Origin of the sequence: Enterobacter asburiae (assembly GCF_008080435.1) — a bacterium.
Taxonomy (GTDB): domain Bacteria; phylum Pseudomonadota; class Gammaproteobacteria; order Enterobacterales; family Enterobacteriaceae; genus Enterobacter; species Enterobacter asburiae_C.
The window spans coordinates 1-24,897 of the sequence record NZ_VRKN01000011.1; the positions used below are offsets into that span (position 1 = coordinate 1).

General features: G+C 55.9%; 22 protein-coding genes. 14 read left to right on the forward strand and 8 right to left on the reverse strand.

Annotated elements, in window-relative coordinates; all coding sequences use genetic code 11:
- Window positions 1-280 precede the first annotated feature (280 nt).
- Window positions 281-1,378 (forward strand): murein transglycosylase A, encoded by a 1,098-nt coding sequence (mltA, locus tag FU672_RS18185; protein WP_148244294.1) that lies wholly within the window; start codon window positions 281-283, stop codon window positions 1,376-1,378.
- Window positions 1,379-1,453: 75 nt separating this feature from the next.
- A complete protein-coding gene (gene tcdA, locus FU672_RS18190; RefSeq protein ID WP_148244295.1) occupies window positions 1,454-2,260 on the forward strand; it encodes a tRNA cyclic N6-threonylcarbamoyladenosine(37) synthase TcdA in 807 nt (268 codons plus the stop codon).
- Here the strand turns inward: tcdA and csdE are convergent.
- Window positions 2,251-2,697 (reverse strand): cysteine desulfurase sulfur acceptor subunit CsdE, encoded by a 447-nt coding sequence (gene csdE, locus FU672_RS18195; RefSeq protein ID WP_023333259.1) that lies wholly within the window; start codon window positions 2,695-2,697, stop codon window positions 2,251-2,253. The genes tcdA and csdE overlap by 10 nt on opposite strands.
- Window positions 2,697-3,902, reverse strand: a complete 1,206-nt coding sequence (gene csdA, locus FU672_RS18200; protein ID WP_148244296.1) for a cysteine desulfurase CsdA — start codon at window positions 3,900-3,902, stop codon at window positions 2,697-2,699. The genes csdE and csdA overlap by 1 nt, the downstream gene beginning before the upstream one ends.
- 192 nt (window positions 3,903-4,094) lie before the next feature.
- Here csdA and FU672_RS18205 point away from each other — a divergent pair, with 192 nt between their 5' ends.
- The 4 genes from FU672_RS18205 to rlmM all read left to right on the forward strand — a co-directional run bounded on the left by FU672_RS18205 (window position 4,095) and on the right by rlmM (window position 7,117).
- A complete protein-coding gene (locus FU672_RS18205) occupies window positions 4,095-4,322 on the forward strand; it encodes a YgdI/YgdR family lipoprotein (protein WP_032643159.1) in 228 nt (75 codons plus the stop codon).
- A gap of 349 nt (window positions 4,323-4,671) precedes the next feature.
- On the forward strand, window positions 4,672-5,589 hold the full coding sequence (gene gcvA, locus FU672_RS18210; protein ID WP_023309032.1) for a glycine cleavage system transcriptional regulator GcvA: 918 nt from the start codon (window positions 4,672-4,674) through the stop codon (window positions 5,587-5,589).
- 39 nt (window positions 5,590-5,628) lie between these two features.
- Entirely contained in the window at window positions 5,629-6,024 is a 396-nt protein-coding gene (locus tag FU672_RS18215) for a DUF423 domain-containing protein (RefSeq protein ID WP_023309031.1), read from the forward strand.
- Window positions 6,017-7,117, forward strand: coding sequence for a 23S rRNA (cytidine(2498)-2'-O)-methyltransferase RlmM (gene rlmM / locus FU672_RS18220; RefSeq protein ID WP_148244297.1), 1,101 nt, complete (start codon window positions 6,017-6,019; stop codon window positions 7,115-7,117). The genes FU672_RS18215 and rlmM overlap by 8 nt, the downstream gene beginning before the upstream one ends.
- A 62-nt stretch (window positions 7,118-7,179) precedes the next feature.
- Here the strand turns inward: rlmM and xni are convergent, their stop codons facing one another.
- The 5 genes from xni to queF form a co-directional block, all read right to left on the reverse strand.
- A complete protein-coding gene (gene xni, locus FU672_RS18225) occupies window positions 7,180-7,935 on the reverse strand; it encodes a flap endonuclease Xni (RefSeq protein ID WP_148244298.1) in 756 nt (251 codons plus the stop codon).
- Window positions 7,936-8,047: 112 nt separating this feature from the next.
- Window positions 8,048-9,415 (reverse strand): L-serine ammonia-lyase II, encoded by a 1,368-nt coding sequence (gene sdaB / locus FU672_RS18230; RefSeq protein ID WP_023333255.1) that lies wholly within the window; start codon window positions 9,413-9,415, stop codon window positions 8,048-8,050.
- A gap of 65 nt (window positions 9,416-9,480) precedes the next feature.
- Window positions 9,481-10,776, reverse strand: coding sequence for an HAAAP family serine/threonine permease (locus FU672_RS18235; RefSeq protein WP_148244299.1), 1,296 nt, complete (start codon window positions 10,774-10,776; stop codon window positions 9,481-9,483).
- A gap of 513 nt (window positions 10,777-11,289) precedes the next feature.
- Entirely contained in the window at window positions 11,290-12,654 is a 1,365-nt protein-coding gene (gene ppnN / locus FU672_RS18240; RefSeq protein ID WP_148244300.1) for a nucleotide 5'-monophosphate nucleosidase PpnN, read from the reverse strand.
- Between the two features lie 116 nt (window positions 12,655-12,770).
- On the reverse strand, window positions 12,771-13,613 hold the full coding sequence (gene queF, locus FU672_RS18245) for an NADPH-dependent 7-cyano-7-deazaguanine reductase QueF (protein WP_148244301.1): 843 nt from the start codon (window positions 13,611-13,613) through the stop codon (window positions 12,771-12,773).
- A 69-nt stretch (window positions 13,614-13,682) separates the two neighbouring features.
- On the opposite strand from queF, the gene syd reads away from it, so the two are divergent.
- The 8 genes from syd (at window position 13,683) to FU672_RS18290 (ending at window position 22,037) form a co-directional block, all read left to right on the forward strand.
- Window positions 13,683-14,228 carry a SecY-interacting protein gene (gene syd, locus FU672_RS18250; protein WP_148244302.1) on the forward strand — a complete coding sequence of 182 codons (546 nt, stop codon included), beginning with the start codon at window positions 13,683-13,685 and terminating at the stop codon, window positions 14,226-14,228.
- A 631-nt stretch (window positions 14,229-14,859) separates the two neighbouring features.
- Window positions 14,860-15,189, forward strand: coding sequence for a YqcC family protein (locus tag FU672_RS18255; RefSeq protein WP_148244303.1), 330 nt, complete (start codon window positions 14,860-14,862; stop codon window positions 15,187-15,189).
- Complete coding sequence (gene truC / locus FU672_RS18260) at window positions 15,186-15,962, forward strand: tRNA pseudouridine(65) synthase TruC (protein ID WP_148244304.1); 777 nt, start codon at window positions 15,186-15,188, stop codon at window positions 15,960-15,962. The genes FU672_RS18255 and truC overlap by 4 nt, the downstream gene beginning before the upstream one ends.
- Before the next feature lie 24 nt (window positions 15,963-15,986).
- A complete protein-coding gene (locus FU672_RS18265; RefSeq protein WP_029741558.1) occupies window positions 15,987-16,436 on the forward strand; it encodes a flavodoxin in 450 nt (149 codons plus the stop codon).
- 335 nt (window positions 16,437-16,771) lie between these two features.
- Window positions 16,772-18,127 carry a galactarate/glucarate/glycerate transporter GudP gene (gene gudP, locus FU672_RS18275; protein ID WP_148244305.1) on the forward strand — a complete coding sequence of 452 codons (1,356 nt, stop codon included), beginning with the start codon at window positions 16,772-16,774 and terminating at the stop codon, window positions 18,125-18,127.
- Entirely contained in the window at window positions 18,127-19,467 is a 1,341-nt protein-coding gene (locus FU672_RS18280; RefSeq protein ID WP_148244364.1) for an enolase C-terminal domain-like protein, read from the forward strand. The genes gudP and FU672_RS18280 overlap by 1 nt, the downstream gene beginning before the upstream one ends.
- 15 nt (window positions 19,468-19,482) lie before the next feature.
- Window positions 19,483-20,820 (forward strand): glucarate dehydratase, encoded by a 1,338-nt coding sequence (gene gudD / locus FU672_RS18285; RefSeq protein WP_148244306.1) that lies wholly within the window; start codon window positions 19,483-19,485, stop codon window positions 20,818-20,820.
- A gap of 77 nt (window positions 20,821-20,897) precedes the next feature.
- On the forward strand, window positions 20,898-22,037 hold the full coding sequence (locus FU672_RS18290; RefSeq protein ID WP_148244307.1) for a glycerate kinase: 1,140 nt from the start codon (window positions 20,898-20,900) through the stop codon (window positions 22,035-22,037).
- 94 nt (window positions 22,038-22,131) lie between these two features.
- Here FU672_RS18290 and barA read toward each other — a convergent pair whose 3' ends face one another.
- Window positions 22,132-24,891 (reverse strand): two-component sensor histidine kinase BarA, encoded by a 2,760-nt coding sequence (gene barA, locus FU672_RS18295; RefSeq protein WP_148244308.1) that lies wholly within the window; start codon window positions 24,889-24,891, stop codon window positions 22,132-22,134.
- Between the last annotated feature and the right edge of the window lie 6 nt (window positions 24,892-24,897).

Below are 24,897 nucleotides of genomic sequence, written 5' to 3' on the forward strand. Positions count from 1 at the left end.
GCGGGGGCCGGATTTGAACCGACGACCTTCGGGTTATGAGCCCGACGAGCTACCAGGCTGCTCCACCCCGCGTCCGTGGATGCGCACTATACTCGGATAGGTTTGTGATGCAACCCCTTTTTCACATAAATCATGATTTTGTATGCAAATTGAACGACATGGCTTTGTTTGGACTATTTTTTGCGCAAAATTTGCCAAAGGGCATGCGATCGCATTTCATTAGCCCTGGCGGTTTGTTATCTTCATCACGCGGAAATGGGCAACTTAAAGACGAGATATAATGAAAGGACGTTGGGCGAAGTATCTTATGGCGGGCGCAATGGTAGCGATTCTTGCGGCCTGTTCTTCCAAACCGACCGATCGCGGTCAACAGTATAAAGACGGGAAGTTATCCCAGCCTTTCTCTTTAGTTAATCAGCCTGATGCTGTCGGCGCACCGATTAATGCCGGTGATTTCTCTGAACAGGTCTACCAGATCCGCAACGCGTCGCCGCGTCTGTATAGCTCACAGAACAGTGTTTATAGCGCGGTACAGGACTGGCTGCGTGCAGGCGGCGATACGCGCAACATGCGCCAGTTTGGTATCGACGCCTGGCAGATGGAAGGGGCCGATAACTACGGCAACGTCCAGTTTACCGGCTATTACACTCCGGTTATCCAGGCACGACACTCGCGTCAGGGCGAGTTCCAGTATCCTATCTACCGTATGCCGCCAAAACGCGGTCGTCTGCCGTCTCGTGCTGAGATCTACGCCGGTGCGCTGAGCGAAAACTACGTTCTGGCCTACAGCAACTCCCTGATGGATAACTTCATCATGGACGTTCAGGGCAGCGGCTACATTGATTTTGGCGACGGTTCGCCACTTAACTTCTTCAGCTATTCCGGTAAAAACGGCCACGCCTATCGCAGTATTGGCAAGGTGCTGATCGACCGCGGCGAAGTGAAGAAAGAAGACATGTCGATGCAGGCTATCCGCGAGTGGGGCGAGAAACACAGCGAAGCCGAGGTGCGTGAGCTGCTGGAGCAGAACCCGTCGTTCGTCTTCTTCAAACCGCAAAACTTCGCGCCGGTGAAAGGGGCGAGTGCAGTTCCGCTGATTGGCCGCGCGTCGGTAGCATCGGATCGTTCGATTATTCCTGCAGGCACCACGCTGCTGGCTGAGGTTCCTCTGCTGGACCATAACGGTAAGTTCAGCGGCCAGTATGAGCTGCGTCTGATGGTGGCGCTGGACGTCGGCGGGGCGATTAAAGGCCAGCACTTCGACATCTATCAGGGTATTGGCCCTGACGCAGGCCATCGCGCGGGCTGGTATAACCACTACGGACGCGTGTGGGTACTGAAGGCGGCTCCGGGTGCTGGAAACGTATTCAGCGGCTGATTGTGGTATTCTGAACGCAATATGGATTACTGTTCAGGGTGAGGAAAACCTCACCCTTTTTACATCTGAGGTTTTATGTCTGTGGTAATCAGCGACGCCTGGCGCCAGCGTTTTGGCGGTACGGCACGTTTATATGGTGAAAAAGCCCTGCAGCTGTTTGCGGATGCGCATATCTGCGTCGTGGGCATTGGTGGTGTGGGGTCGTGGGCGGCAGAAGCGCTGGCGAGAACCGGTATTGGCGCAATCACGCTGATTGACATGGATGACGTTTGCGTCACCAACACCAACCGCCAAATCCACGCCCTGCGTGATAACGTCGGTCTGGCGAAATCTGAGGTCATGGCGGAGCGTATCCGTTTGATCAACCCGGAGTGCCGCGTGACGGTGATTGATGACTTTGTGACGGCAGATAACGTCGCGGAGTACATGAGCAAAGGCTACAGCTATGTGATTGACGCCATCGACAGCGTGCGGCCAAAAGCGGCGTTGATCGCATACTGCCGTCGCTACAAGGTGCCGCTGGTCACGACGGGCGGTGCGGGCGGGCAGATCGATCCGACGCAGATCCAGGTGGCCGATCTGGCGAAAACCATTCAGGATCCGCTGGCGGCCAAGCTGCGTGAGCGCTTAAAAAGTGACTTTAACGTGGTGAAAAACAGTAAAGGCAAGCTGGGTGTGGACTGCGTGTTCTCCACCGAAGCGCTGGTCTACCCGCAGGCGGACGGGTCAGTGTGCGCAATGAAGAGTACAGCGGAAGGGCCAAAACGGATGGACTGCGCCTCCGGTTTCGGTGCGGCCACCATGGTGACCGCCTCCTTCGGCTTTGTGGCGGTGTCTCACGCCCTCAAGAAAATGATGGCGAAGGCGGAACGTCAGGCCTGAGCCTGACGTGCGGCATCCAGTACCGCGTCGCTGAGCGCGATCAACCCCTGACCGCGCGAGGCGCTCAGCTGCGCGCGCAGCCCAAGCTCATCAAATAACGCCAGCGGCGAATGTGCCAGCAATTCCGCCGCGCTTTTCCCTTCCACAGCGGTCAACAAGACTGCCAGCAGACCCCTGACGATGCGGCCTTCGCTGTCGCCGAAGAAGTGCAGCTTCTCGCCGGAGACGCTCACGCCCAGCCAGACGCGGTTTTCACAGCCTGCGATCTCTTTCGCCTGCGCTTTGAGATCGTCTGAAAGCGCAGGGAGCTGTTTACCCAGCAGGATCAGCTGACGATATTTATCTTCCCACTGTTGGAGCGGGGCGAAGGTCTGTTTTAAGGTCTCTTCTGTGATGACCGTGCCAAACGGATGTCCGGCTAAAGCAGCGCTAGTCATTAATCCACCAGTATTTCAAGGGCGCGGTCAACGGCGGTAACCAGCGCGTCGACATCGCTTTGGGTATTATACGGCGCAAACGAGGCGCGCAGCGTACCGCTCACGCCTAGCGCTGCCAGCAGCGGCTGGGCGCAGTGCTGTCCGGCACGCAGGGCAATACCATACCCGGCCAGCAGCGTCACCATGTCGCTATGATGAACGCCCGCAAAATCAAAGGCGAGCAGGCTTGAGTCCTGAACGCGGAACGAGCGGAAACCCGGGCGCTTTTTGAGTTCTTCTTCTGCCAGTGTCGCCAGTCCCCGGCTCCAGCTTTCAGCCTGAACAATGTCTGTTTCAGCCAGCCACTCCAGCGCCGCGCTTAAGCCAATCACCCCCGCCACGTTCGGCGTACCGGCCTCCAGACGATAGGGAACATCCTGAGTTTTGAAGCCATCGAACGACACTTCGGTAATCATTTTGCCGCCACCGAGCCACGGCGTCATTTTTGCCAGCAGTTCTGGCTTACCGTACAACGCCCCTATACCGGTTGGCCCGTAGAGCTTATGTCCTGAGAAGGCATAGAAGTCGATATCAAGCGCCTGCACATCAGCAGGGAAGTGCACCACGCCCTGAGCGCCGTCGACCATCACCACCATCCCGCTGGCATGGGCAATGCGAATGGCCTGAGCCAGGTCCGGGCAACCACCCGTGACGTTCGACATCTGTCCGAGCGCCAGAATGCGGCTGCGGGGGGTAATCAGCTCAGGGAGACGAGCCACATCGGGCAGAAGGTCTGCACCCAGTGGAAGTTTCACCACGCGTGCACCCGTTTGCTCGGCCACCATCAGCCATGGCACCAGGTTGGCGTGATGTTCCGCCTCGCTGACGACGATCTCATCGCCCGGCTGAAGCAGTGGGCGCGCGTAGCACTGGGCCACCATATTGATGGCCTCGGTCGTGCCGCGCGTCCAGACGATGTTTTTCCCGCTTTCGGCATTGATCAGGCGCGCGACCTGATCGCGTGCGGCTTCGTAGCGCGCGGTTAATCGCTGCGCTTCGGCAAACTGGCTGCGATGCACATTCCCGGCGCTCAGGCTGTAGAAGTGCTGTGTGGCCTCAATCACCGCCTGCGGCTTAAGGGCGGTGGCGGCGCTATCCAGGTAAATACCGGCATCGGCCAGCGCCGGAAACTGTGTGCGGAACTGCGCAGGACTGAAAGCGTTCATGGGATTCCTCATTTCAATATAGCGATCGTCGCGCAATTTCAGCGGCAGGGCAAGGAGGTTGATATCTATCAGAATTGTCTGCTTATCCTGATGACCCCAAAAAAGCAGGTTATGCTAAATAGTGTTAGGCGGATGTTTTAGCCTGTTATAAATCGAGGTTTGAATAGCATTAATTGCTAAAGGAGAATAATCATGAATAAGACAGCTGCAATCATTTCTGCCTGTGCGTTTACTTTTGCCCTGAGCGCCTGTTCTGGTAACAACTACGTGATGCACACCAACGATGGTCGTTCTATCGTTTCGGAAGGGAAACCGACTACCGATAATGATACCGGGATGATTTCGTACAAAGATGCTAACGGGAACAAGCAGCAGATCAACCGCACGGACGTGAAAGAGATGAAAGAGATCGCGCATTAACAGATCGCAGGCGAAAAAAAAGCACCGCAAATTGGCGGTGCTACATTAATCACTATGGACAGACAGGGTAAATGTACAGGAAGTGAAAAATTGGTAGCGTTGCTACCGTGGTCTGAATCGCAGACCAATTGCAAACACAACAACACAACATCACAACCGTAAGCCAAAAGCCCTTCAGAACACGCATTCCGAAAAAAGCTCTTCGTTCCGGCTCAGGAAGTGCCGCCACTATAGGTATTTGCTGGTAGTTCCTCAACGGACAAATTATAATGGCTCAGATAAAAAAAACTAATAGGTTAAACGTTGTTTCCTGTTTGTTAAAATCCGTTAACATCTAAGCCAGATAACCATGTCAAAGCGATTGCCACCCCTTAATGCATTACGTGTTTTTGATGCAGCAGCACGTCACCTGAGCTTTACCCGCGCAGCAGATGAGCTTTTTGTGACACAGGCCGCAGTAAGTCACCAAATCAAGTCTCTGGAGGATTTTCTGGGCCTTAAGCTGTTTCGTCGACGCAACCGTTCGTTGCTGTTGACCGAAGAGGGGCAGAGCTATTTTCAGGATATTAAAGAGATTTTTTCCCAGCTTACGGAAGCCACGCGTAAGCTGCAGGCTCGCAGTGCAAAAGGTGCCCTGACTGTCAGTTTATTGCCCAGTTTTGCCATTCATTGGCTGGTGCCCAGACTCTCAAGCTTTAACTCAGCTTATCCGGGGATCGACGTTCGCATCCAGGCGGTAGATCGTCAGGAGGACAAGCTGGCCGATGACGTGGATGTCGCCATTTTTTATGGTCGCGGTAACTGGCCGGGCTTGCGTGTTGAGAAATTATACGCAGAATATCTCCTGCCGGTCTGTTCTCCTCTGCTTTTAACAGGTGAAAAGGCGCTGAAGTCACCCGCGGACCTGGCTCAGCATACGCTTTTGCATGATGCCTCTCGCCGCGACTGGCAAACTTATACCCGTCAATTAGGTCTTACACATATAAACGTGCAGCAGGGACCCATCTTTAGCCACAGTGCGATGGTGTTACAGGCTGCCATTCACGGGCAGGGCGTGGCGTTGGCGAACAACGTCATGGCGCAGTCCGAAATTGAGGCAGGCCGCCTGGTTTGCCCTTTTAATGATGTACTGGTCAGCAAGAATGCGTTTTATCTGGTTTGTCATGACAGTCAGGCAGAACTGGGTAAAATAGCCGCCTTCCGGCAGTGGATACTGGCGAAAGCGGCAACCGAGCAAGAAAAATTCCGCTTCAGGTATGAGCAATAACGTTTGTGTGCCGGGCACGCATCAATTCAGGACTTAAACATGACCAGCCGATTCATGCTGATTTTTGCCGCGGTGAGTGGCTTTATTTTTGTTGCACTGGGCGCCTTCGGCGCACATGTATTAAGTAAGTCTTTGGGCGCAGTAGAGATGGGCTGGATCCAGACCGGCCTTGAATATCAGGCATTCCACACGTTGGCTATTTTTGGGCTGGCGGTGGCGATGCAGCGCCGTATCAGTATCTGGTTTTACTGGAGCAGCGTGTTTATGGCGCTGGGTACCGTGTTGTTCAGCGGTAGCCTGTACTGCCTTGCGCTCTCACATCTGCGCCTGTGGGCGTTTGTTACACCTGTCGGCGGCTTCAGCTTCCTGGCGGGTTGGGTATTAATGTTTATCGGAGCTATCCGTCTGAAACGCAAGGGCGTTGTTCATGAATAAGGTTGTTTTATATTGTCGCCCGGGGTTTGAGAAAGAGTGCGCCGCGGAAATTACCGATAAAGCGGCGAAGCGCGAAGTCTTCGGCTTTGCCCGCGTAAAAGAGAACGCGGGCTATGTGGTATTCGAGTGCTATCAGCCTGAAGACGCAGACAAGCTGGCACGCGAGCTGCCGTTCAGCTCGCTGATCTTTGCTCGCCAGATGTTTGTTGCGGGTGAGCTGCTGAAGGATCTTCCGCCGGAAGACCGCATCACGCCTATTGTCGGCATGCTACAGGGCGTGGTGGAGAAGGGTGGCGATCTGCGCGTTGAAGTGGCGGATACCAACGAAAGTAAAGAGCTGATGAAGTTCTGCCGTAAGTTCACCGTGCCGCTGCGTGCGGCGCTGCGTGATGCGGGCGTGCTGACGAACTACGAAACGCCGAAGCGTCCGGTGGTGCATATCTTCTTTATCGCACCGGGCTGCTGCTATACAGGCTATTCGTACACCACCAACAACTCTCCCTTCTTTATGGGCATCCCGCGTTTGCGCTTCCCGTCCGATGCGCCAAGCCGTTCCACGCTCAAGCTGGAAGAGGCGTTCCACGTCTTTATCCCGGCGGATGAGTGGGATGAGCGTCTGGCAAACGGCATGTACGCGGTCGATCTCGGCGCGTGCCCGGGCGGCTGGACCTATCAGCTGGTGAAACGCAATATGTGGGTATCGTCCGTTGATAACGGCCCAATGGCGCAAAGCCTGATGGACACCGGACAGGTGACCTGGCTGCGTGAAGACGGTTTCCGCTATCGTCCAACGCGTAACAACATCTCCTGGATGGTGTGCGATATGGTCGAAAAACCGGCGAAAGTGGCCGCGCTGATGGCTTCCTGGCTGGTGAACGGCTGGTGCCGTGAGACCATTTTCAACCTCAAGCTGCCGATGAAAAAGCGCTACGAGGAAGTGTCTCAGAACCTGGCGTACATTCAGGAGCAGATGGATGAGCACGGTATTAACGTGGTCATTCAGGCGCGCCAGCTGTATCACGATCGCGAAGAGGTGACGGTACACATTCGTCGCTGGTGGGCGGCTGTGGGCGGGCGTCGCGACGAGCGATAGTACGTGCTTTGTTTTGCCCGGTGGCGCTGCGCTTACCGGGCCTACAAAACCGTGTAGTCGTTTTAACGTTCTAACCGTAACTGCTGTAAATTCCCGTCCAGCTGTAAATCCGTCTGTAGCGTTGCGATTTCCCGGCAGATAAACGCCATCTCTTTATGCGCCTCCAGTTTCTTGCGCCACTTTTCTGGCACCTCATCCAGACGGGCGTAAATCCCTTCCAGACTCTGAAAATCGGTCAGCAGCTGCGCGGCGCTCTTCGGCCCAATACCGGCGACGCCAGGCACCTTAGAACTGCTGATGCCTGCCAGCCCCCAGTAATCCGGCAGTTGCTCAGGCGAAACGCCGAACTCGCTGGCAATAAACGGCGCGTCCAGCCAGCGTTTTTGAAAATAGTCGCGAATGCGGATAGTCGGAGAGAGCAGCTGGCAGTAGCCTTTGTCAGTTGAAACGATAGTGGCCTGATGCCCGGCACTCGCCACCTTTACGGCCAGGGTGGCCGCGAGATCGTCGGCTTCATTTCCCTGTGCACCCCAGCAGGGGACGCCCCGCTGTTCAAATGCAGCGCGCAGCATGGGCATTTCGGCGTGAAGATCGTCCGGCATCGGTGCGCGTCCGGCTTTGTAGTCCGGCAGAAGCTGGTGTCGCCAGCCGGTATTGCGCGCTTCGTCGTCGAAGACGGCAACGACATGCGTGGGTTCACTGTGGCGGATAAGCTGTTCCAGCGCGTGCAGGCAGGTGTCTTTACAAGGCGTCCCCTGTACCGCATGGATACGGCGAATCAGGTTAAGTGCATCGACAATAAGTAAATGAACGGCCACAGATAATCTCCCTTCTATCTCATGCGTGAAGGGTAACACTGTCAGCAACGTGAAACTATGGATGGTGGGGAAAACAGGAAGAAGCCTCGCAAAACGAGGCTTCCTGAGAGGCTTAATCGCAGGTCACGATCTTCATTGCCAGGCCGCCGCGCGAGGTTTCGCGGTATTTGGCGTTCATATCTTTACCGGTTTCGTACATGGTTTCGATAACCTTATCGAGACAGACGCGCGGTTCGCTGGTACGGCGCAGCGCCATACGTGCCGCGTTCACCGCCTTCACGGAGGCAATCGCGTTACGTTCGATGCACGGCACCTGAACTTGTCCGGCGACCGGATCGCAGGTCAGCCCCAGGTTATGTTCCATGCCGATTTCTGCTGCAATGCACACCTGTGTCGGGCTTGCACCCAACAGTTCGGCCAGACCCGCCGCCGCCATGGAGCACGCCACGCCGACTTCACCCTGACAGCCCACTTCCGCACCGGAAATGGAGGCGTTCATCTTATACAGCGAACCAATCGCACTGGCGACCAGCAGGTAGCGGGCCAGTGAGTTCGCGTTCACTTCACGAATAAACTTGTCGTAGTACGCCAGCACCGCCGGAACGATACCGCAGGCACCGTTAGTCGGCGCGGTGACCACGCGGCCCCCAGCGGCGTTCTCTTCGTTCACCGCCAGTGCGAACATGTTGATCCAGTCTACGACGGCCATCGGGTCCGTTGTCGTTTTGTCGGTGCTCACCAGCATACGGCGCAGCGCGGCAGCACGACGCGGCACGCGAAGCTTGCCCGGCAGAACGCCTTCGGTGGTGATCCCGCGCTCAATACCGCCGCGCATCACTTCCCAGACGTTAGTGAAGTGCTGTTCGAGCTCTTCTTTGCTGTGAAGTGCCAGCTCGTTTTTCATCATCAGGCCGGAGAGGGAAAGGCCCGTCTCCTGGCAGTGACGCTGAAGATCCGCCGCCGTTTTGTACGGATACGGCACCTCGACAGAAGCGTTATCGGTTTGACCAAAGTGGTCTTCGTCGACGATAAAACCGCCGCCGATAGAGTAATACGTCTGGCTGTATACCGCTTTGTCGCCGGCCAGCGCGGTAATGCGCATACCGTTTTCGTGCAGCGACAGGTTGTCCGCATGGAAATTCATGCAGTGATCAACCGGGAATTCAACCTCATGCTCACCGTTCGCCAGTAGCAGGCGACCGTGGGTGTTCACATCCTGGATGAAGCCAGGGATCGCATCAATATCAACGGTATCCGGCAGATTTCCCGCCAGGCCCATGATAATGGCGATATCGGTATGGTGGCCTTTCCCGGTCAGGGAAAGCGAGCCGTACACATCGACAACCACGCGGGTGATGTCATGCAAGATGCCGCGTGCAATCAAGTCATCCGTGAACTGCTTACCGGCTTTCATTGGTCCGACGGTGTGAGAGCTGGAAGGACCAATACCGATTTTGAAGATATCGAATACGCTAATCATGATGCGTCCATTGCTTTCAGTCAGAGAGGGAGGAGTGCGCCGTCCGAAGACGGCGCGGGTGATAATCAGAACATGGTGTACAGGGAGTAGAAGATCGCAGAGATTGCGATAAGCCCCATGATAACCACAAAGACATTGCTCACATGACCGCTGTACTTGCGCATAGCAGGGACTTTCTGAATCGCGTACATCGGCATCAGGAACAGAATCATCGCGATGACCGGGCCGCCCAGGGTTTCAATCATGCCCAGGATGCTTGGGTTCAGGGTCGCTACCGCCCAGGTGGTGAGCAGCATGAACAGCGCAGTGATTTTGTTCAGCTTGTTGATTTCAATGCTCTTGCCTTTACCGCGCAGAGATTTAATCACCATACCGTTGAAGCCTTCACGTGCGCCGAGGTAGTGGCCCAGGAAGGATTTGGTGATGGCGATAATCGCGATGATCGGTGCCATCCACGCAATAACCGGTGCGTTAAAGTGGTTCGCCAGGTAAGACAGAATAGAGATGTTCTGCTCTTTCGCTGCCGCCAGATCCACCGGGGAGAGGCTCAGTACGCAGCTGAAGACGAAGAACATAACGGTCAGTACCATCATGATGTGAGCGCGTGCCAGGATGCTGGAGCACTTCTTCTCTGCGCCATTACCGTACTCTTCACGTTTCGCAACAGCGAAAGAAGAGATGATTGGGGAGTGGTTGAAAGAGAACACCATCACCGGAATCGCCAGCCAGAGGGTCATCAGCAGGCCGTTACCGGTTACCGATGCGTTGCTCAGAGACAGGGTTTCCAGCGCTGCACTGTTCCACTGTGGGATCAGGTAGCAGGCCAGCACCATCAGAGCAATCACGAACGGGAAGACCAGTACGCTCATTGCTTTCACAATCATCTGCTCACCGAAGCGCACGATGGTCATCATGCCCACAATCAGGATCAGAGACAGAATCGCACGCGGAGGCGGCGTCATGTGCAGCTGGTGCATCATGAAGCTTTCAACGGTGTTGGTGATCGCCACGCTGTAGACCAGCAGAATAGGGTAAATCGCGAAGAAGTAGAGCAGGGTAATCAGTTTGCCTGCGCCAACGCCGAAATGCTCTTCAACCACTTCAGTGATGTCTTCTCCCGGATTTTTACCGGACAGCACGAAGCGGGTCAGACCGCGGTGTGCAAAGAAGGTCATCGGGAAAGCAATGATAGCCATAATGATCAGCGGGATCAGACCGCCGACGCCTGCGTTGATAGGAAGGAACAGTACACCAGCGCCGATTGCTGTGCCATAAAGGCCAAGCATCCACATGGTATCCGTTTTGCGCCAACCACTTCGGGATTCAATCGAAGCAACGGTGCTGGTTTGAGTGGTTTCCATCTGTATCTCCTGGAGGAAGCGAATTGTCAGGTTTTTTAGTCAAATCCGATGAAAAAGTGCCTGACGGTAATATGAAATTCGTTCAGTGACGGTTTTTTAATAATTTTCACCCGTAACTATTGGCGGGCGGAAAGATACATTCTAGTTATGAATCTATCAGTGATCCTGATCCCAAATGCAATAATCCACTTATGATGTGGGCATCTTTAGACCATTTATCTGTTAAAAAAACATCAAAGAGAATTTACGGGCGCGAAGGCTACCACCAACGACATGTGAGCTGAAAGACTGACCCGTGATATAGGTGTCTTTAGCTGTAAAGAATTGGGTTTTTAGGATTTTCTGGCGGGTAATTTGGATTAAGGCTGATAACTTACGGTTGTAAAAATGAGGTAATCGTTTGCGTTTGTGAATAGTTTGTAAAAGACATAAGTGATGCCTATGAATTGCTTCAGTAAAAAAAAACCGGGACGCGCAAGAGGGCGACCCGGTTTGATGAGATGCTGCAAAGCGTTAGGTGCAGATTTCGTAGCAAGGAATGTAGGCGGAGCCTGGCAGCTTCATGCGGTGCTGAGCGACAAAGCCCTGCAGCATGTCATCCATACGGCGCATCATCTCCGGGTCGCCGTGGATCTTGTACGGACCGTACTGCTCGATTGCGCGGATGCCCATCTCTTTGACGTTGCCTGCCACAATCCCGGAGAAGGCGCGACGCAGATCGGCGGCCAGAACTTCCACCGGCTGGTCCGGGTAGAGTTTCAGGTTCGCCATATTCTTGTGCGTTGGTTCGAACGGGATCTGCAGGTCCGGCGCAATACGGATTGACCAGTTAAAACTGTACGCATCGCCGGTATCGCGACGGTTCTCCTTCACCAGCGGCATCGCTTTTTTCATCTGGCGCGCCACTTCTGCGGCATCGTCAACGATGATGCGATAGTGACGACGCGCGGCTTCACCCAGCGTGTGCACGATAAACTCGTCCAGCACGCGGAAGTAGTCGGCGCTCTCTTTTGGCCCGGTCAGGATCAGCGGCAGAACCTGATCTTTGTTGGCCGGGTTCATCAGAATACCCAGCAGATAGAGCAGCTCTTCCGCTGTCCCCACGCCGCCCGGGAAGATGATAATGCCGTGGGCGATACGGACAAACGCTTCAAGACGTTTCTCGATATCCGGCATGATAATCAGCTCGTTAACCAGCGGGTTAGGTGGCTCAGCAGCGATGATTGACGGCTCGGTCATGCCGATAAACCGCCCCTCTTTATAACGCTGTTGCGCATGCCCGACTGCCGCTCCTTTCATGGGCGCTTCCATCGCACCTGGACCACAGCCGGTACAAATGTTCAGTTCACGCAGGCCGAGCTGGGTGCCCACCCGACGGGCATAAAGGTATTCGGTTTCGTTAATGGAGTGACCACCCCAGCAGACGACCATGTTCGGTGCTTCACCAACGTGCAGGGCACGGGCGTTACGCAAAATGGAGAACACCAGGTTGGTAATATGGACCGAGCTTTCCAGGTCGAGATGCTGGAAACGGCCTGCGTTGTGGATCTGCCCGTTAACAAACAGGATGTCACGCAGCACGGCAAACAGGTTAGCCTGAAGTGAACGAATGATGCGCCCGTCGACGAAGGCCTCTTCCGGCGGGTTGATGACTTCAAGCTTCACGCCACGCTCGCGACGCAGCACGTTGATATCAAAGCTTTCGAAGCGGGACAGCAGTTCTTTACTGTTATCTGTCAGGCTTCCGGAGTTCAGTACGGCAAGTGAACAGTTACGAAACAGTTGATAAAGATCGCTGCTGGCCGTGCGCTTAAGCATGTCCACTTCCAGCTGCGACAACATATCCATTGAGCCAAGCGGGCTAATATGTGTAATCAAGTGAGCTCCTTACGGGACGATTATCGTCTTTCCCTGTTGATTACAATAGCCCTGGCGCGTGACGTTTCACAACCTAAAGCGCGGAAGATACCGCGCATATTGTGAAAATATTTATATTATTGACGCACCAGCCGTCCCGTTGCTGGCACAAAATCAGTGTTGGTGCGCCACGGGTTAATGTCCAGACCGCCACGGCGGGTGTAGCGCGCATAAACGCTCAATTTTTCTGGCTGGCAGAAACGCTGAATATCGCTAAAGATACGCTCCACGCACTGCTCGTGGAATTCGTTGTGATGGCGGAAAGACACCAGATAGCGCAGCAGTTTTTCCCGGTCGATTTTCGGGCCGCGGTATTGGATCTGCACCGAGCCCCAGTCCGGCTGGTGGGTGATCAGGCAGTTGGATTTCAGCAGATGGCTGACCAGCGTCTCTTCGACCACCTTTCCGCTCGCCGCGTTTTCGAGGTAATCGGCGCTGAATTCATAATTCTCCACCTCAATATCCTGATCGTCGATGCAGGTCCCGTTGAAGTGGGCGACTGGCTGCCCTTCCAGCTCGTACAGGCGATACAGTGAAACGCTTGCCTTTCCCTGCGCGCAGGCGCTTAAATCACGTTCCAGGGTGTGCTGAACGTCGTCCCAGCTGTTGAATTTTGTCTGGTTAAAACTGTTGAGATAGAGCTTAAAGCTTTTGGACTCGACGAGATTAACGCTGGCGTAATCCAGCTCAACGTGGCCCACCGCCACCTGCGGCAGACCGCGTGCGTTGAGCCAGGAGAGTTCGTACAGCGTCCAGATATCACCGCCGACAAACGGCAATGCGTCCGCATGCAGACCCAGAGGATCGCGATTCAGGCTGCGCGGCACGCCCTGCAGCAGGCTTGCATCGTAGGTATCGCGGTAATCGGTCGATTTACCCAGCGTTAAGCCGGTTAACGCATGATGATTTTCGTAAGACATGTTTCATAGCCACTTTGCAGGTACACTTATGGCCTGAGTTTATCCTGTCTGACAAGAAGAGAGAAATCGGTGGACATCGAAACTGCAAATGCCCTCACTACCTTCACGACCCGCTATTGCGACGCATGGCATGAAAAGCAGGGCTCGTGGCCGCAAAGTGCTGATTTATATGGCGTACCCTCGCCGTGCATTATCTCTTCTCTCGAGGATTACGTTATCTGGCAGCCGAAGCCCAATACCGGCGAGCAAAACGTAAATGCGGTTGAACGGGCAATGGACATTGTGGTACAACCAGCGGTTCATGCGTTTTATACCACGCAGTTCGCAGGGGATATGCCTGCGCGCTTTGCTGATATCACGCTGACGCTGTTGCAGACCTGGAGCGAAGACGATCTGCAGCGTGTTCAGGAAAACCTGATTGGTCATCTGGTCACGCAAAAACGCCTTAAGCTTTCTCCGACGCTCTTTATTGCCACGCTGGACAGCGAACTTGACGTTATCTCCGTTTGTAACCTGTCAGGCGAAGTGGTTAAAGAGACTATCGGTACCCGCAATCGCGAAACTCTCGCCCCCTCTCTTGCGGATTTCCTCACCCGACTTGAGCCACTTCTGTAATCCATGATGCCATAGCGCGTGTGAGAGATCTCTTACAAGGTTTGTGAGAGATCGCTGGAACATTCAGTATCGCCTCATTTAATTCAGATTAATATCACGCTGTTTTTCAATGAATTACTGATTCATTACATCGTTTTTAGGGATTTCTTACGGCTTACAACCCTAAAGGGGTGGGTTGTAAGACGAAGCGGAATAGCGGATTCTATCTCCGTCGACAGGAAGCCGACACGAGAAACGAACATCAGGATGATGGCGTTTCTCACTCAGGACTCGTCAGGACGGCGCTGCAGGAAGGCTTCAGGATGAAGCGAAGTGAATAACGCAGGATGCGTAAGGGACACCTCCAGGAAGGAGAACGAGAGCCGGTCAGGATGGTCGGTGGGTCAGGAAGGCCAGGACGTTTCAGGATGAAACAAACACGTCAGGAAGATGTGTGCAGGATGCTTGGGTTTACGGATGACCAGGCCTTCGGGCTTCAGGAAAAGTTGTCACGGATGAGCAGGGAGCACGAATTGTAGCTGGAATGCTGCGGAACGAACCGGGAGCACTGTTTTTACAGTGCTCCCTTTTTTTATTTCTGCCTTCCGCAATGCTATGCTGCGCGCCGTTCACTTTTTCAGTTGAGGTTACTATGACGCAACACGATAGCGTTCGTGCTCAGTTGCACGCCATCGAAGCCCTTTTGCGCCAACATCAGCTGTGGCAGGAGACCGCGCCGCAGCCAGAAGCGTTCGCGAGCACCCAGCCCTTCTGCCTGGATACGCTGGCCCCGTTTGAGTGGCTGCAGTGGGTGTTAATTCCACGCATGCGCGCCCTGCTTGAGGGCAGTCACCCGCTGCCGCTGGCGTTTGCTGTCTCTCCCTACTATGAAATGGCGCTTGAGGCGACGCACCCTGCGCGCGACGTGATGCTGGTCGAACTGGAAAAACTGGATGCCCTGTTTGCCGGTGAAGATGTATGACGCTTGAGATCCTCTATCAGGACGAGTGGCTGGTGGCGGTGAATAAACCGTCAGGCTGGCTGGTACACCGCAGCTGGCTCGATCGCGATGAGAAAGTGGTGGTGATGCAGACCGTGCGCGACCAGATTGGTCAGCATGTTTTTACCGCCCATCGTCTCGACAGGCCGACCTCCGGCGTGCTGCTGATGGGGCTTTCCAGCGAGGCGGGGCGTCTGCTGTCACAGCAATTTGAACAGCATCAGATGCAAAAACGCTACCATGCGATCGTCCGTGGCTGGCTGACCGAGTCCGCCACGCTGGACTACCCGCTGGTGGAGGAACTGGACAAAATCGCCGATAAATTTGCCCGCGATGACAAAGGTCCGCAGCCCGCAGTGACGGATTATCGCGGCATGGCGACGACCGAAATGCCGGTGGCAACCAGCAAATTTCCGACCACACGTTACAGCCTGGTTGAGCTTCTGCCTAAAACCGGGCGTAAGCACCAGCTGCGACGCCATCTTGCGCATCTGCGCCACCCGATTATTGGCGACAGCAAACACGGTGATTTGCGCCAGAACCGCAGCGCGGCCGAACACTTTGGCTGTCATCGTCTGATGCTGCACGCCAGCGAGCTGAGCCTGACGCACCCGTTTACCGGCGAACCGCTGACTATCCGCGCGGGGCTGGACGACGTCTGGATGCAGGCGCTGTCACAGTTTGGCTGGCTGGGACAACTCCCCGAAAATGAAAGGGTTGAGTTTGTATCGGGCAACGTTCAGGATGAACAGTAAACGCATTCATTATGGGAAAATATCATGGCTGAAGTAGGCATTTTTGTCGGCACAATGTACGGCAACTCGCTGCTGGTAGCGGAAGAGGCTGAGGCAATACTCGCCAGCCAGGGCCATAAAGCCACGGTCTATGAAGACCCGGAACTGGCAGACTGGGAAAAGTATAAAGATAAATACATTCTGGTGGTGACCTCCACCACCGGGCAGGGCGATCTGCCGGACAGCATCGTGCCGTTGTTCCAGGGTATTAAAGACCAGCTTGGCTATCAGCCGGACGTGCACTACGGCATCATTGCCCTGGGCGACAGCTCTTACGCCAACTTCTGCGGCGGCGGCAAGCAGTTCGATGCGCTCCTGCAGGAACAGAGCGCGCAGCGCGTCGGCGAGATGCTGCTGATTGATGCCGGGGAGCACCCGGAGCCAGAAAGCGAGTCGAACCCGTGGGTGGAGCACTGGGCAACGCTTCTTAAATAGCACTCTGCCCGGCGGCGCTTCGCTTGCACGGGTCTACGGGTTTTCCAGGCCGGGTCAGGCGGAGCCGCCACCCGGCGCTACATACCGCACCAAACGCCAATTCCGTGAACCATCTTCCACTCCATTAGGCTTATGCCCCAAATTACGTCTTCTTCCTCCTGCAATGTTGTGTTTTTGCACGGTGAGGAGAAGAGGCACTCCTTCATATACTTTCCCGGTCACTATAAAACGGCTTCAGGCCGTACCAAAACGACAAAACACAAATCTCATTCTGATTACCCTACCGGTGCTGTACAGAATGAACCTGGCGAAAGCTATGTTTCAGGAGTGCAACAATGAGTACATTAAGCCACGCAGCGAGCAGCGCTGAAAAGCGCACCAATGCCCGCTACTGGATAGTGGTGATGCTGTTTATCGTCACGTCCTTTAACTATGGTGACCGCGCCACGCTGTCGATTGCCGGCTCGGAAATGGCAAAAGATATCGGCCTTGATCCCGTGGGCATGGGTTACGTTTTCTCCGCATTCTCATGGGCCTACGTCATCGGGCAAATTCCTGGCGGCTGGCTTCTGGACCGTTTTGGATCTAAACGCGTCTATTTCTGGTCCATCTTTATCTGGTCGATGTTTACCCTGTTGCAGGGTTTCGTCGATATTTTCAGCGGCTTCGGCATTATCGTGGCGCTCTTCACGCTGCGCTTCCTGGTAGGCTTAGCGGAAGCGCCTTCCTTCCCGGGGAACAGCCGTATTGTGGCGGCATGGTTCCCGGCGCAGGAGAGGGGGACGGCGGTGGCTATTTTCAACTCCGCACAATACTTTGCGACGGTGATCTTCGCGCCAATCATGGGCTGGCTGACGCATGAGGTGGGCTGGTCACACGTCTTCTTCTTCATGGGCGGGCTTGGGATCGTCATCAGCTTCGTCTGGCTGAAAGTGATCCACGAACCCAACCAGCATCCTGGCGTGAACAAAAAAGAGCTGGAGTACATCGCGGAAGGTGGCGCGCTGATCAACATGGATCAGAAATCCGCAAAAGCAAAAGTCCCGTTCAGCCAGAAATGGGCGCAGATCAAGCAGCTCATCGGCTCGCGCATGATGATCGGTATCTATCTGGGCCAGTACTGTATTAACGCCTTAACCTACTTCTTCATCACCTGGTTTCCGGTATACCTGGTGCAGGCACGCGGCATGTCGATTCTGAAAGCGGGATTTGTCGCCTCGATCCCGGCAATCTGCGGCTTCGTCGGCGGCGTACTCGGCGGGGTGATTTCCGACTGGCTGATGCGCCGCACGGGGTCACTGAACATCGCGCGTAAAACGCCGATTGTGCTCGGCATGCTGCTCTCCATGACCATGGTGTTCTGTAACTACGTCAGCGCCGAATGGATGATTATCGGCTTTATGGCGATGGCCTTCTTCGGCAAAGGCATTGGCGCGCTGGGCTGGGCGGTGATGGCGGATACGGCACCGAAAGAGATCAGCGGCCTGAGCGGCGGTCTGTTCAACATGTTCGGCAACATCTCCGGGATTGTTACGCCAATTGCTATCGGCTACATCGTCGGCACGACCGGCTCTTTCAACGGGGCGCTGATCTACGTGGGTGTGCATGCACTGGTGGCGGTACTGAGTTACCTGGTGCTGGTAGGGGATATCAAACGCGTCGAACTTAAACCTGTTGCGGAGCGTGGATGATGACAACGCAATCGAGTCCAACCGTCACTGAGATGAAGGTCATCCCGGTGGCCGGTCAGGACAGCATGCTGCTCAATATTGGCGGGGCGCATAACGCCTGGTTTACCCGAAATATCGTCGTACTCACTGACAGCGCAGGAAATACCGGCGTGGGCGAGGCGCCGGGCGGAGAGGTAATTTACCAGACGCTGGTGAATGCCATTCCGCAGGTGGTGGGCCATGACGTGGCCCGTCTGAACAAGGTGGTTCAGCGGGTGCATAAGGGCAATCAGTCGGCAGACTTTGATACGTTCGGTAAAGGTGCCTGGACGTTCGAACTGCGCGTGAATGCGGTTGCCGCGCTGGAAGCCGCGCTGTTGGATTTACTCGGCAAAACGCTGAACGTTCCGGTCTGTGAACTGCTGGGACCCGGCAAACAGCGCGATGCGGTCACCGTGCTGGGCTATCTGTTCTACGTTGGCGATCGCAATAAAACCGATCTCCCCTATCTGGCTCGAACGACGGGCGACCACGACTGGTATCGCCTGCGCCACCAGGAAGCGCTCTCCAGCGACGCGGTGGTGCGTCTGGCGGAAGCTGCGCAGGATCGCTACGGCTTTAAAGATTTCAAACTGAAGGGCGGCGTCCTGCCGGGCGAGCAGGAAATCGAAAGCGCCCGCGCGCTGAAAAAACGCTTCCCGGAAGCGCGCATCACCGTCGATCCGAACGGTGCCTGGCTGCTGGATGAAGCAATTAGCCTGTGCAAAGGGCTGGGGGATGTCCTGACCTATGCGGAAGACCCTTGCGGCGCGGAACAGGGCTTTTCGGGCCGTGAAGTGATGGCTGAGTTCCGCCGTGCCACCGGGCTGCCTGTCGCGACCAACATGATCGCCACCAACTGGCGTGAAATGGGTCATGCGGTGATGCTGAACGCCGTCGACATACCGCTGGCGGACCCGCACTTCTGGACGCTTTCAGGCGCAGTGCGCGTGGCGCAGCTGTGCGATGACTGGGGGTTGACCTGGGGCTGTCACTCGAACAATCACTTTGATATTTCGCTGGCGATGTTTACCCACGTTGGCGCGGCGGCGCCGGGTAACCCGACCGCCATCGACACCCACTGGATTTGGCAGGAAGGGGAAGCTCGCCTGACGAAAAATCCGCTGGAAATCATAAATGGCAAGATTGCCGTACCGAATGCGCCGGGCCTGGGCGTGGAGATTGACTGGGATCAGATCCATAAAGCCCATGAGGCGTATAAAAAACTACCGGGCGGCGCGCGTAACGACGCGGGCCCGATGCAGTACCTTATCCCCGGCTGGACATTTGACCGTAAGCGCCCTGTTTTCGGACGTCACTGATAAAAGGATTGAACGATGAGTACTTTTTCTACCCCAGTAGTCACCGCCATGCAGATCGTTCCGGTTGCGGGCCATGACAGCATGTTGATGAACCTGAGCGGCGCGCATGCGCCATTCTTTACCCGCAACATTGTCATTATCAAAGACAATTCCGGCCATACGGGCGTGGGCGAAATTCCGGGTGGGGAGAAGATCCGCCAGACGCTGGAAGATGCCATTCCGCTGGTGGTGGGCAAAACGCTGGGTGAGTACAAAAATGTCCTCAACACCGTGCGCAACACCTTTGCCGATCGCGATGCCGGTGGCCGTGGCCTGCAGACCTTCGATCTGCGCACCACCATTCACGTGGTGACCGGGATTGAATCCGCAATGCTGGATCTGCTGGGTCAGCATCTGGGCGTTAACGTTGCGTCGCTGTTAGGCGAGGGTCAGCAGAGAAGCGAAGTGGAAATGCTGGGCTATCTGTTCTTTGTTGGCGACCGCAAGCTGACGCCATTGCCTTATCAGCACCAGCCGGATGAACAATGCGACTGGTACCGTCTCCGCCACGACGAGGCGATGACCCCGGATGCGGTGGTACGCCTGGCGGAAGCCGCTTACGAAAAATATGGCTTCAATGATTTCAAACTGAAAGGCGGCGTGCTGGCGGGTGAGGAAGAGGCGCAAGCCGTCACCGCGCTGGCAAAACGTTTCCCGCAGGCGCGCGTGACGCTGGATCCGAACGGCGCATGGTCGCTTGATGAGGCCATTGCGATCGGTAAACAGCTGAAAGGCGTGCTGGCGTATGCGGAAGATCCCTGCGGTGCTGAACAAGGCTTCTCAGGGCGTGAAGTCATGGCGGAATTCCGCCGCGCCACGGGGCTGCCGACCGCGACCAATATGATTGCCACCGACTGGCGTCAGATGGGACACACCCTTTCATTGCAGTCTGTTGACATTCCGCTGGCGGACCCGCACTTCTGGACGATGCAGGGGTCGGTGCGCGTGGCGCAGATGTGCCATGAGTTTGGCCTGACCTGGGGCTCGCACTCTAACAACCACTTCGACGTGTCGCTGGCGATGTTCACTCACGTTGCCGCCGCCGCGCCGGGTACGATTACCGCTATCGACACGCACTGGATCTGGCAGGAAGGTAATCAGCGCCTGACTAAGCAGCCGTTTGAGATCAAAGGTGGCATGGTGCAGGTGCCTTCTACCCCGGGGCTGGGAGTTGAGCTGGACATGGACCAGGTCATGAAGGCCCATGAGCTGTATCAGAAACACGGTCTGGGCGCGCGTGACGACGCGATGGCGATGCAGTATCTGATCCCCGACTGGACATTCGACAATAAACGCCCGTGCATGGTACGATAAACGCATTGGGACCGCTCCCACTGGCGGTCTTTTACGTGGTGTATGCTTAACGTAACGACTATGCGTAAGGATGGCTTATGAAAATTGTTATCGCACCGGACTCGTATAAGGAAAGTTTGAGTGCGCTTGAGGTTGCGACGGCGATAGAACGTGGTTTTCGCGAGATCTTTCCCGAGGCGGTTTACGTCAAACTGCCGGTCGCGGACGGTGGCGAAGGGACGGTTGAGGCGATGATCGCGGCAACGCAGGGACGCATTGTGCATGTTCCGGTGACCGGCCCGCTGGGTGAGCGCGTGGAAGGGTTTTACGGCTTATCCGGTGACGAGCAGAGTGCCTTTATTGAAATGGCGGCGGCAAGCGGCCTGGAGCTGGTCGTCCCTTCGCAGCGTAATCCCCTGAAAACCACCTCGTGGGGCACGGGCGAACTTATTCGCCACGCGCTGGATGCTGGCGTTAAGCATATCATTATTGGCATTGGCGGCAGCGCCACCAATGACGGCGGAGCAGGGATGGTGCAGGCGTTGGGGGCAAAGCTGCTGGATGCCAGCGAGCAGCCCCTTGGTCAGGGCGGGGGCGAGCTGGGAAAACTCGCGCGTATCGACCTCAGCGGGCTGGACAGACGTCTGGCGGAGTGCCGGATAGAAGTCGCCTGTGATGTGACAAATCCGCTCACCGGAAAGGATGGCGCGTCAGCCGTATTTGGCCCGCAAAAGGGGGCCACTCCCGAGATGATCGTTACCCTGGACAACGCGCTGGCACAGTATGCGAGAGTCATTGCCCGGGATCTGGATATCGATGTGCTAAACCTTGCTGGCGGCGGCGCGGCGGGTGGCATGGGGGCCGCGCTATACGCCTTTTGCGGCGCGCAGTTGCGCCAGGGCATTGAGATCGTGACCGATGCGCTACACCTGGCCGACCAGGTGGCCGATGCGGATCTGGTGATCACGGGAGAAGGTCGCATCGACAGCCAGACGATCCACGGCAAAGTCCCGGTGGGCGTGGCGAAAGTAGCTAAACGCTTTAACAAACCCGTCATCGGCATTGCAGGAAGCCTGACGGCAGACGTTGGCGTGGTGCACGATCACGGCATTGATGCGGTGTTTAGCGTGATCTACACCATCTGCTCACTGGAAGATGCGCTGGAAAATGCCAGCGAGAATGTCAGGATGGCCGCAAGGAATATCGCGGCGGTACTAAAAGCGGGGCAGGGAATGTAGTTCTCCCTCTCTCTGTGGGAGAGGGGCGGGTGAGGGCATCAGGCCGCACCCGTAATTGTAGGCCCGGTAAGCGCAGCGCCACCGGGCTTTTACCTCAGCTCCCCAGCACCTTCATCGCTTCCCGCGTTACGTTATCCATTTCATCCAGCAGCTCCAGGAACTCCGGTTCAAGCTCTGATTCCGGCGTACCGGCACGCAGCTGCTGCTCCAGCAGCTGGCAAAGATTTTTCAGCCGCGGCACGCCGCTATACCCGCAGCTGCCGTGCAGCTTGTGGATTGCTTCCAGCAGCTCTTCCGGGTTTTCACCTACCAGCTGCTCTTCCACCTTATTGCGAATTTCCGGCAGAAACGCGACCAGCATCTGCAGCATTTCGCGGGCCAAATCCGGTTTACCTGCCGCCTGGCGCAGCGCAAGCTGCCAGTCAAAGGTCGCGTTCTGGTTGACGCTGATTTCAACCGGCTCGCTGGAAACCGTGTACGACCCGCCAATATGACCCGGCTTATAGCGTAACAGCAGGTTATGAAGTTTCTCTTCATCGATGGGCTTTGCCAGATAATCATTCATCCCGGCGCTCAGCAGCTTCTCTTTCTGACCGGCCATCGCGTGGGCGGTGACCGCAATGACCGGCGTTTGCTGCTGATGCGGCAACTGGTGGATCAGCTCGCAGGCCCGAATGCCATCCATGCCCGGCATCTGAATATCCATCAGTATTAAATCGAACTGCATCTGCTTAGCCTGTTCAACTGCCTGTGCGCCGCTGGTGCACAGCTCAACATGCTGAACCTGATCTTCAAGCAATGCGCCAATGAGCTTCAGGTTGGCCGGATTATCATCCACCGCCATCACGCTCATCGGCAATTTTTGCTCATCGTTAATCAGCGGGAGAGCATGCTGGCTAAGACGGCAATACTCCGTGAGCGCGGGCAGCAGGCGGGTCGCGGTGAGCGGTTTCAGCAGACACGCGGCGGCCCCGTCATTTTTCAACTCTTCTGCATTGAGCTGAGCATGGCAGGGCAGCGCCAGCAGCAGATAGTCGGTCATTGACGCGGCTTTCGCCAGCCGCTCCTGCTGCATGGTCAGTTCGCCGGTGAAGGTGACCGGGATCCCCATCAGCAGAATGTCGTAGTGCTCAACGGCAAGCGCCGAGAAGGTTGGGCTGTAGACCACCTCCAGCGGCGTGGTGCTTAAAATATCGAGCGCGCACTGCGCGGCCGCCGCGTTAGGTTCGACGTAGGCCAGACGCTTGCCTTTCAGGCAGTCCGTCACCGGGCCATCGGTCAGTACGTTCGGATTGAGGTCCAGATTAATGTGGAACCAGAAGGTTGATCCGCGGTTCGGCTGGCTGTGGAAAGAGATATCGCCGCCCATCTCGTTCACCAGGCGTTGCGTGATCACCAGACCCAGGCCGGTACCGCCATGACGGCGGGAGATACTGGCATCCGCCTGACGGAACGCCTGGAACAGACGCGACTGATCCCGCTCCGGAATCCCGATGCCGGTATCACGGATCTGGACTTCAATCTGGACCTTATTGCTGCTGATAGAGCGTTTTTCGACCAGAATGTCGATGTTACCGCTTTCGGTGAATTTAATCGCATTCCCGACAAGGTTAGTAATGACCTGCTGCAGGCGCAGCGGATCGCCAATAACGTTATCCGGCACGTCGTTTTTAATGTTGAGCGTCAGCTCAAGGCCTTTGTCGTGCGACGAATGTGCGAGCAGCGTCACCACCTCATCCAGCGTACTGCGCAGCGGGAAGGGAATGCTTTCCAGGATCAGCTTGCCCGCTTCCAGCTTGGAAAAATCCAGCACGTCGTTGATGATCGCCAGCAGGTTGTTAGCCGAGCGTTCAATAGTGTGCAGGTGATCGCGCTGAGTCGGGTTGAGCTCGCTTTTCAGGGTCAGGCGGGTGAAGCCGATCACGCCATTGAGGGGCGTACGCAGCTCGTGCGACATATTGGCAAGGAATTCAGACTTAATACGTGCCGCTTCCTGAGCGCGCTTTTTCGCCAGATCCAGCTCAACGTTCTGGATCTCCATCTGCTCCAGCGTTTCGCGCAGGTCGGACGTCGCCTGGTCAACGTTGTGCTGCATCTCTTCGTGATACGCCGCCAGCGACATGGCCATTGAGTTGATGCCGTTCTTTAGCATATCCAGCTCGCCCAGCATAAACCCTTCCACCCGGCTGTCGAGCTGTCCCCGGCGGATGCGGTCAACCGTGTTAACCATGTTGCGGATGGGGCCCGTCACGTCGCGCATCAGGCGCCAGCCGAAGATCAGCGCAATGCCAATGCAGAACAGCATCATCACGCCAGAGATGAAGATTTCTTTATACTGCTGTAGCCGGACCGACTTGAGATCCAGCTCCAGCGCCACATATCCCAGCATATTGTTGCTGGATTTAGCGTCGGATTGCGCAGACTCATCGGGTGAATAGCTTTCCGATACGATAGGCGTACGCAGGATCATGATATCGCCGCGCCGCAATACGGTGAGGTGGCGCGGGAAGGGCGTACCGTCCGGGATCTTCAGGGCCGCCGGATCGAGATGAAAATTCGAGGTGACAAACAGGCGGTTATGTTCGTCGTAAACGGAAATGGCGCGTACGATGTCCGAGTGACGGCGGTGGAGTACGCTGATTAACTGACCAATGGATTCGCGGTTTTGCAGGTTCATCCCGTACTCGCTGGAAACGGCAAGCGGTTCGATAATGCTGGCGCCTGCATCCTCCAGTTGTCGCTGCAAATCGTTATAGCGGTGCACCACAAAGAAGATACTCAGCAGCAAACCGATGAGAACGGTGGGGGCGAGGATCAAAATCATCATGCGCGCGCGCAGGCTGTAGTTGGTCATGGCGTT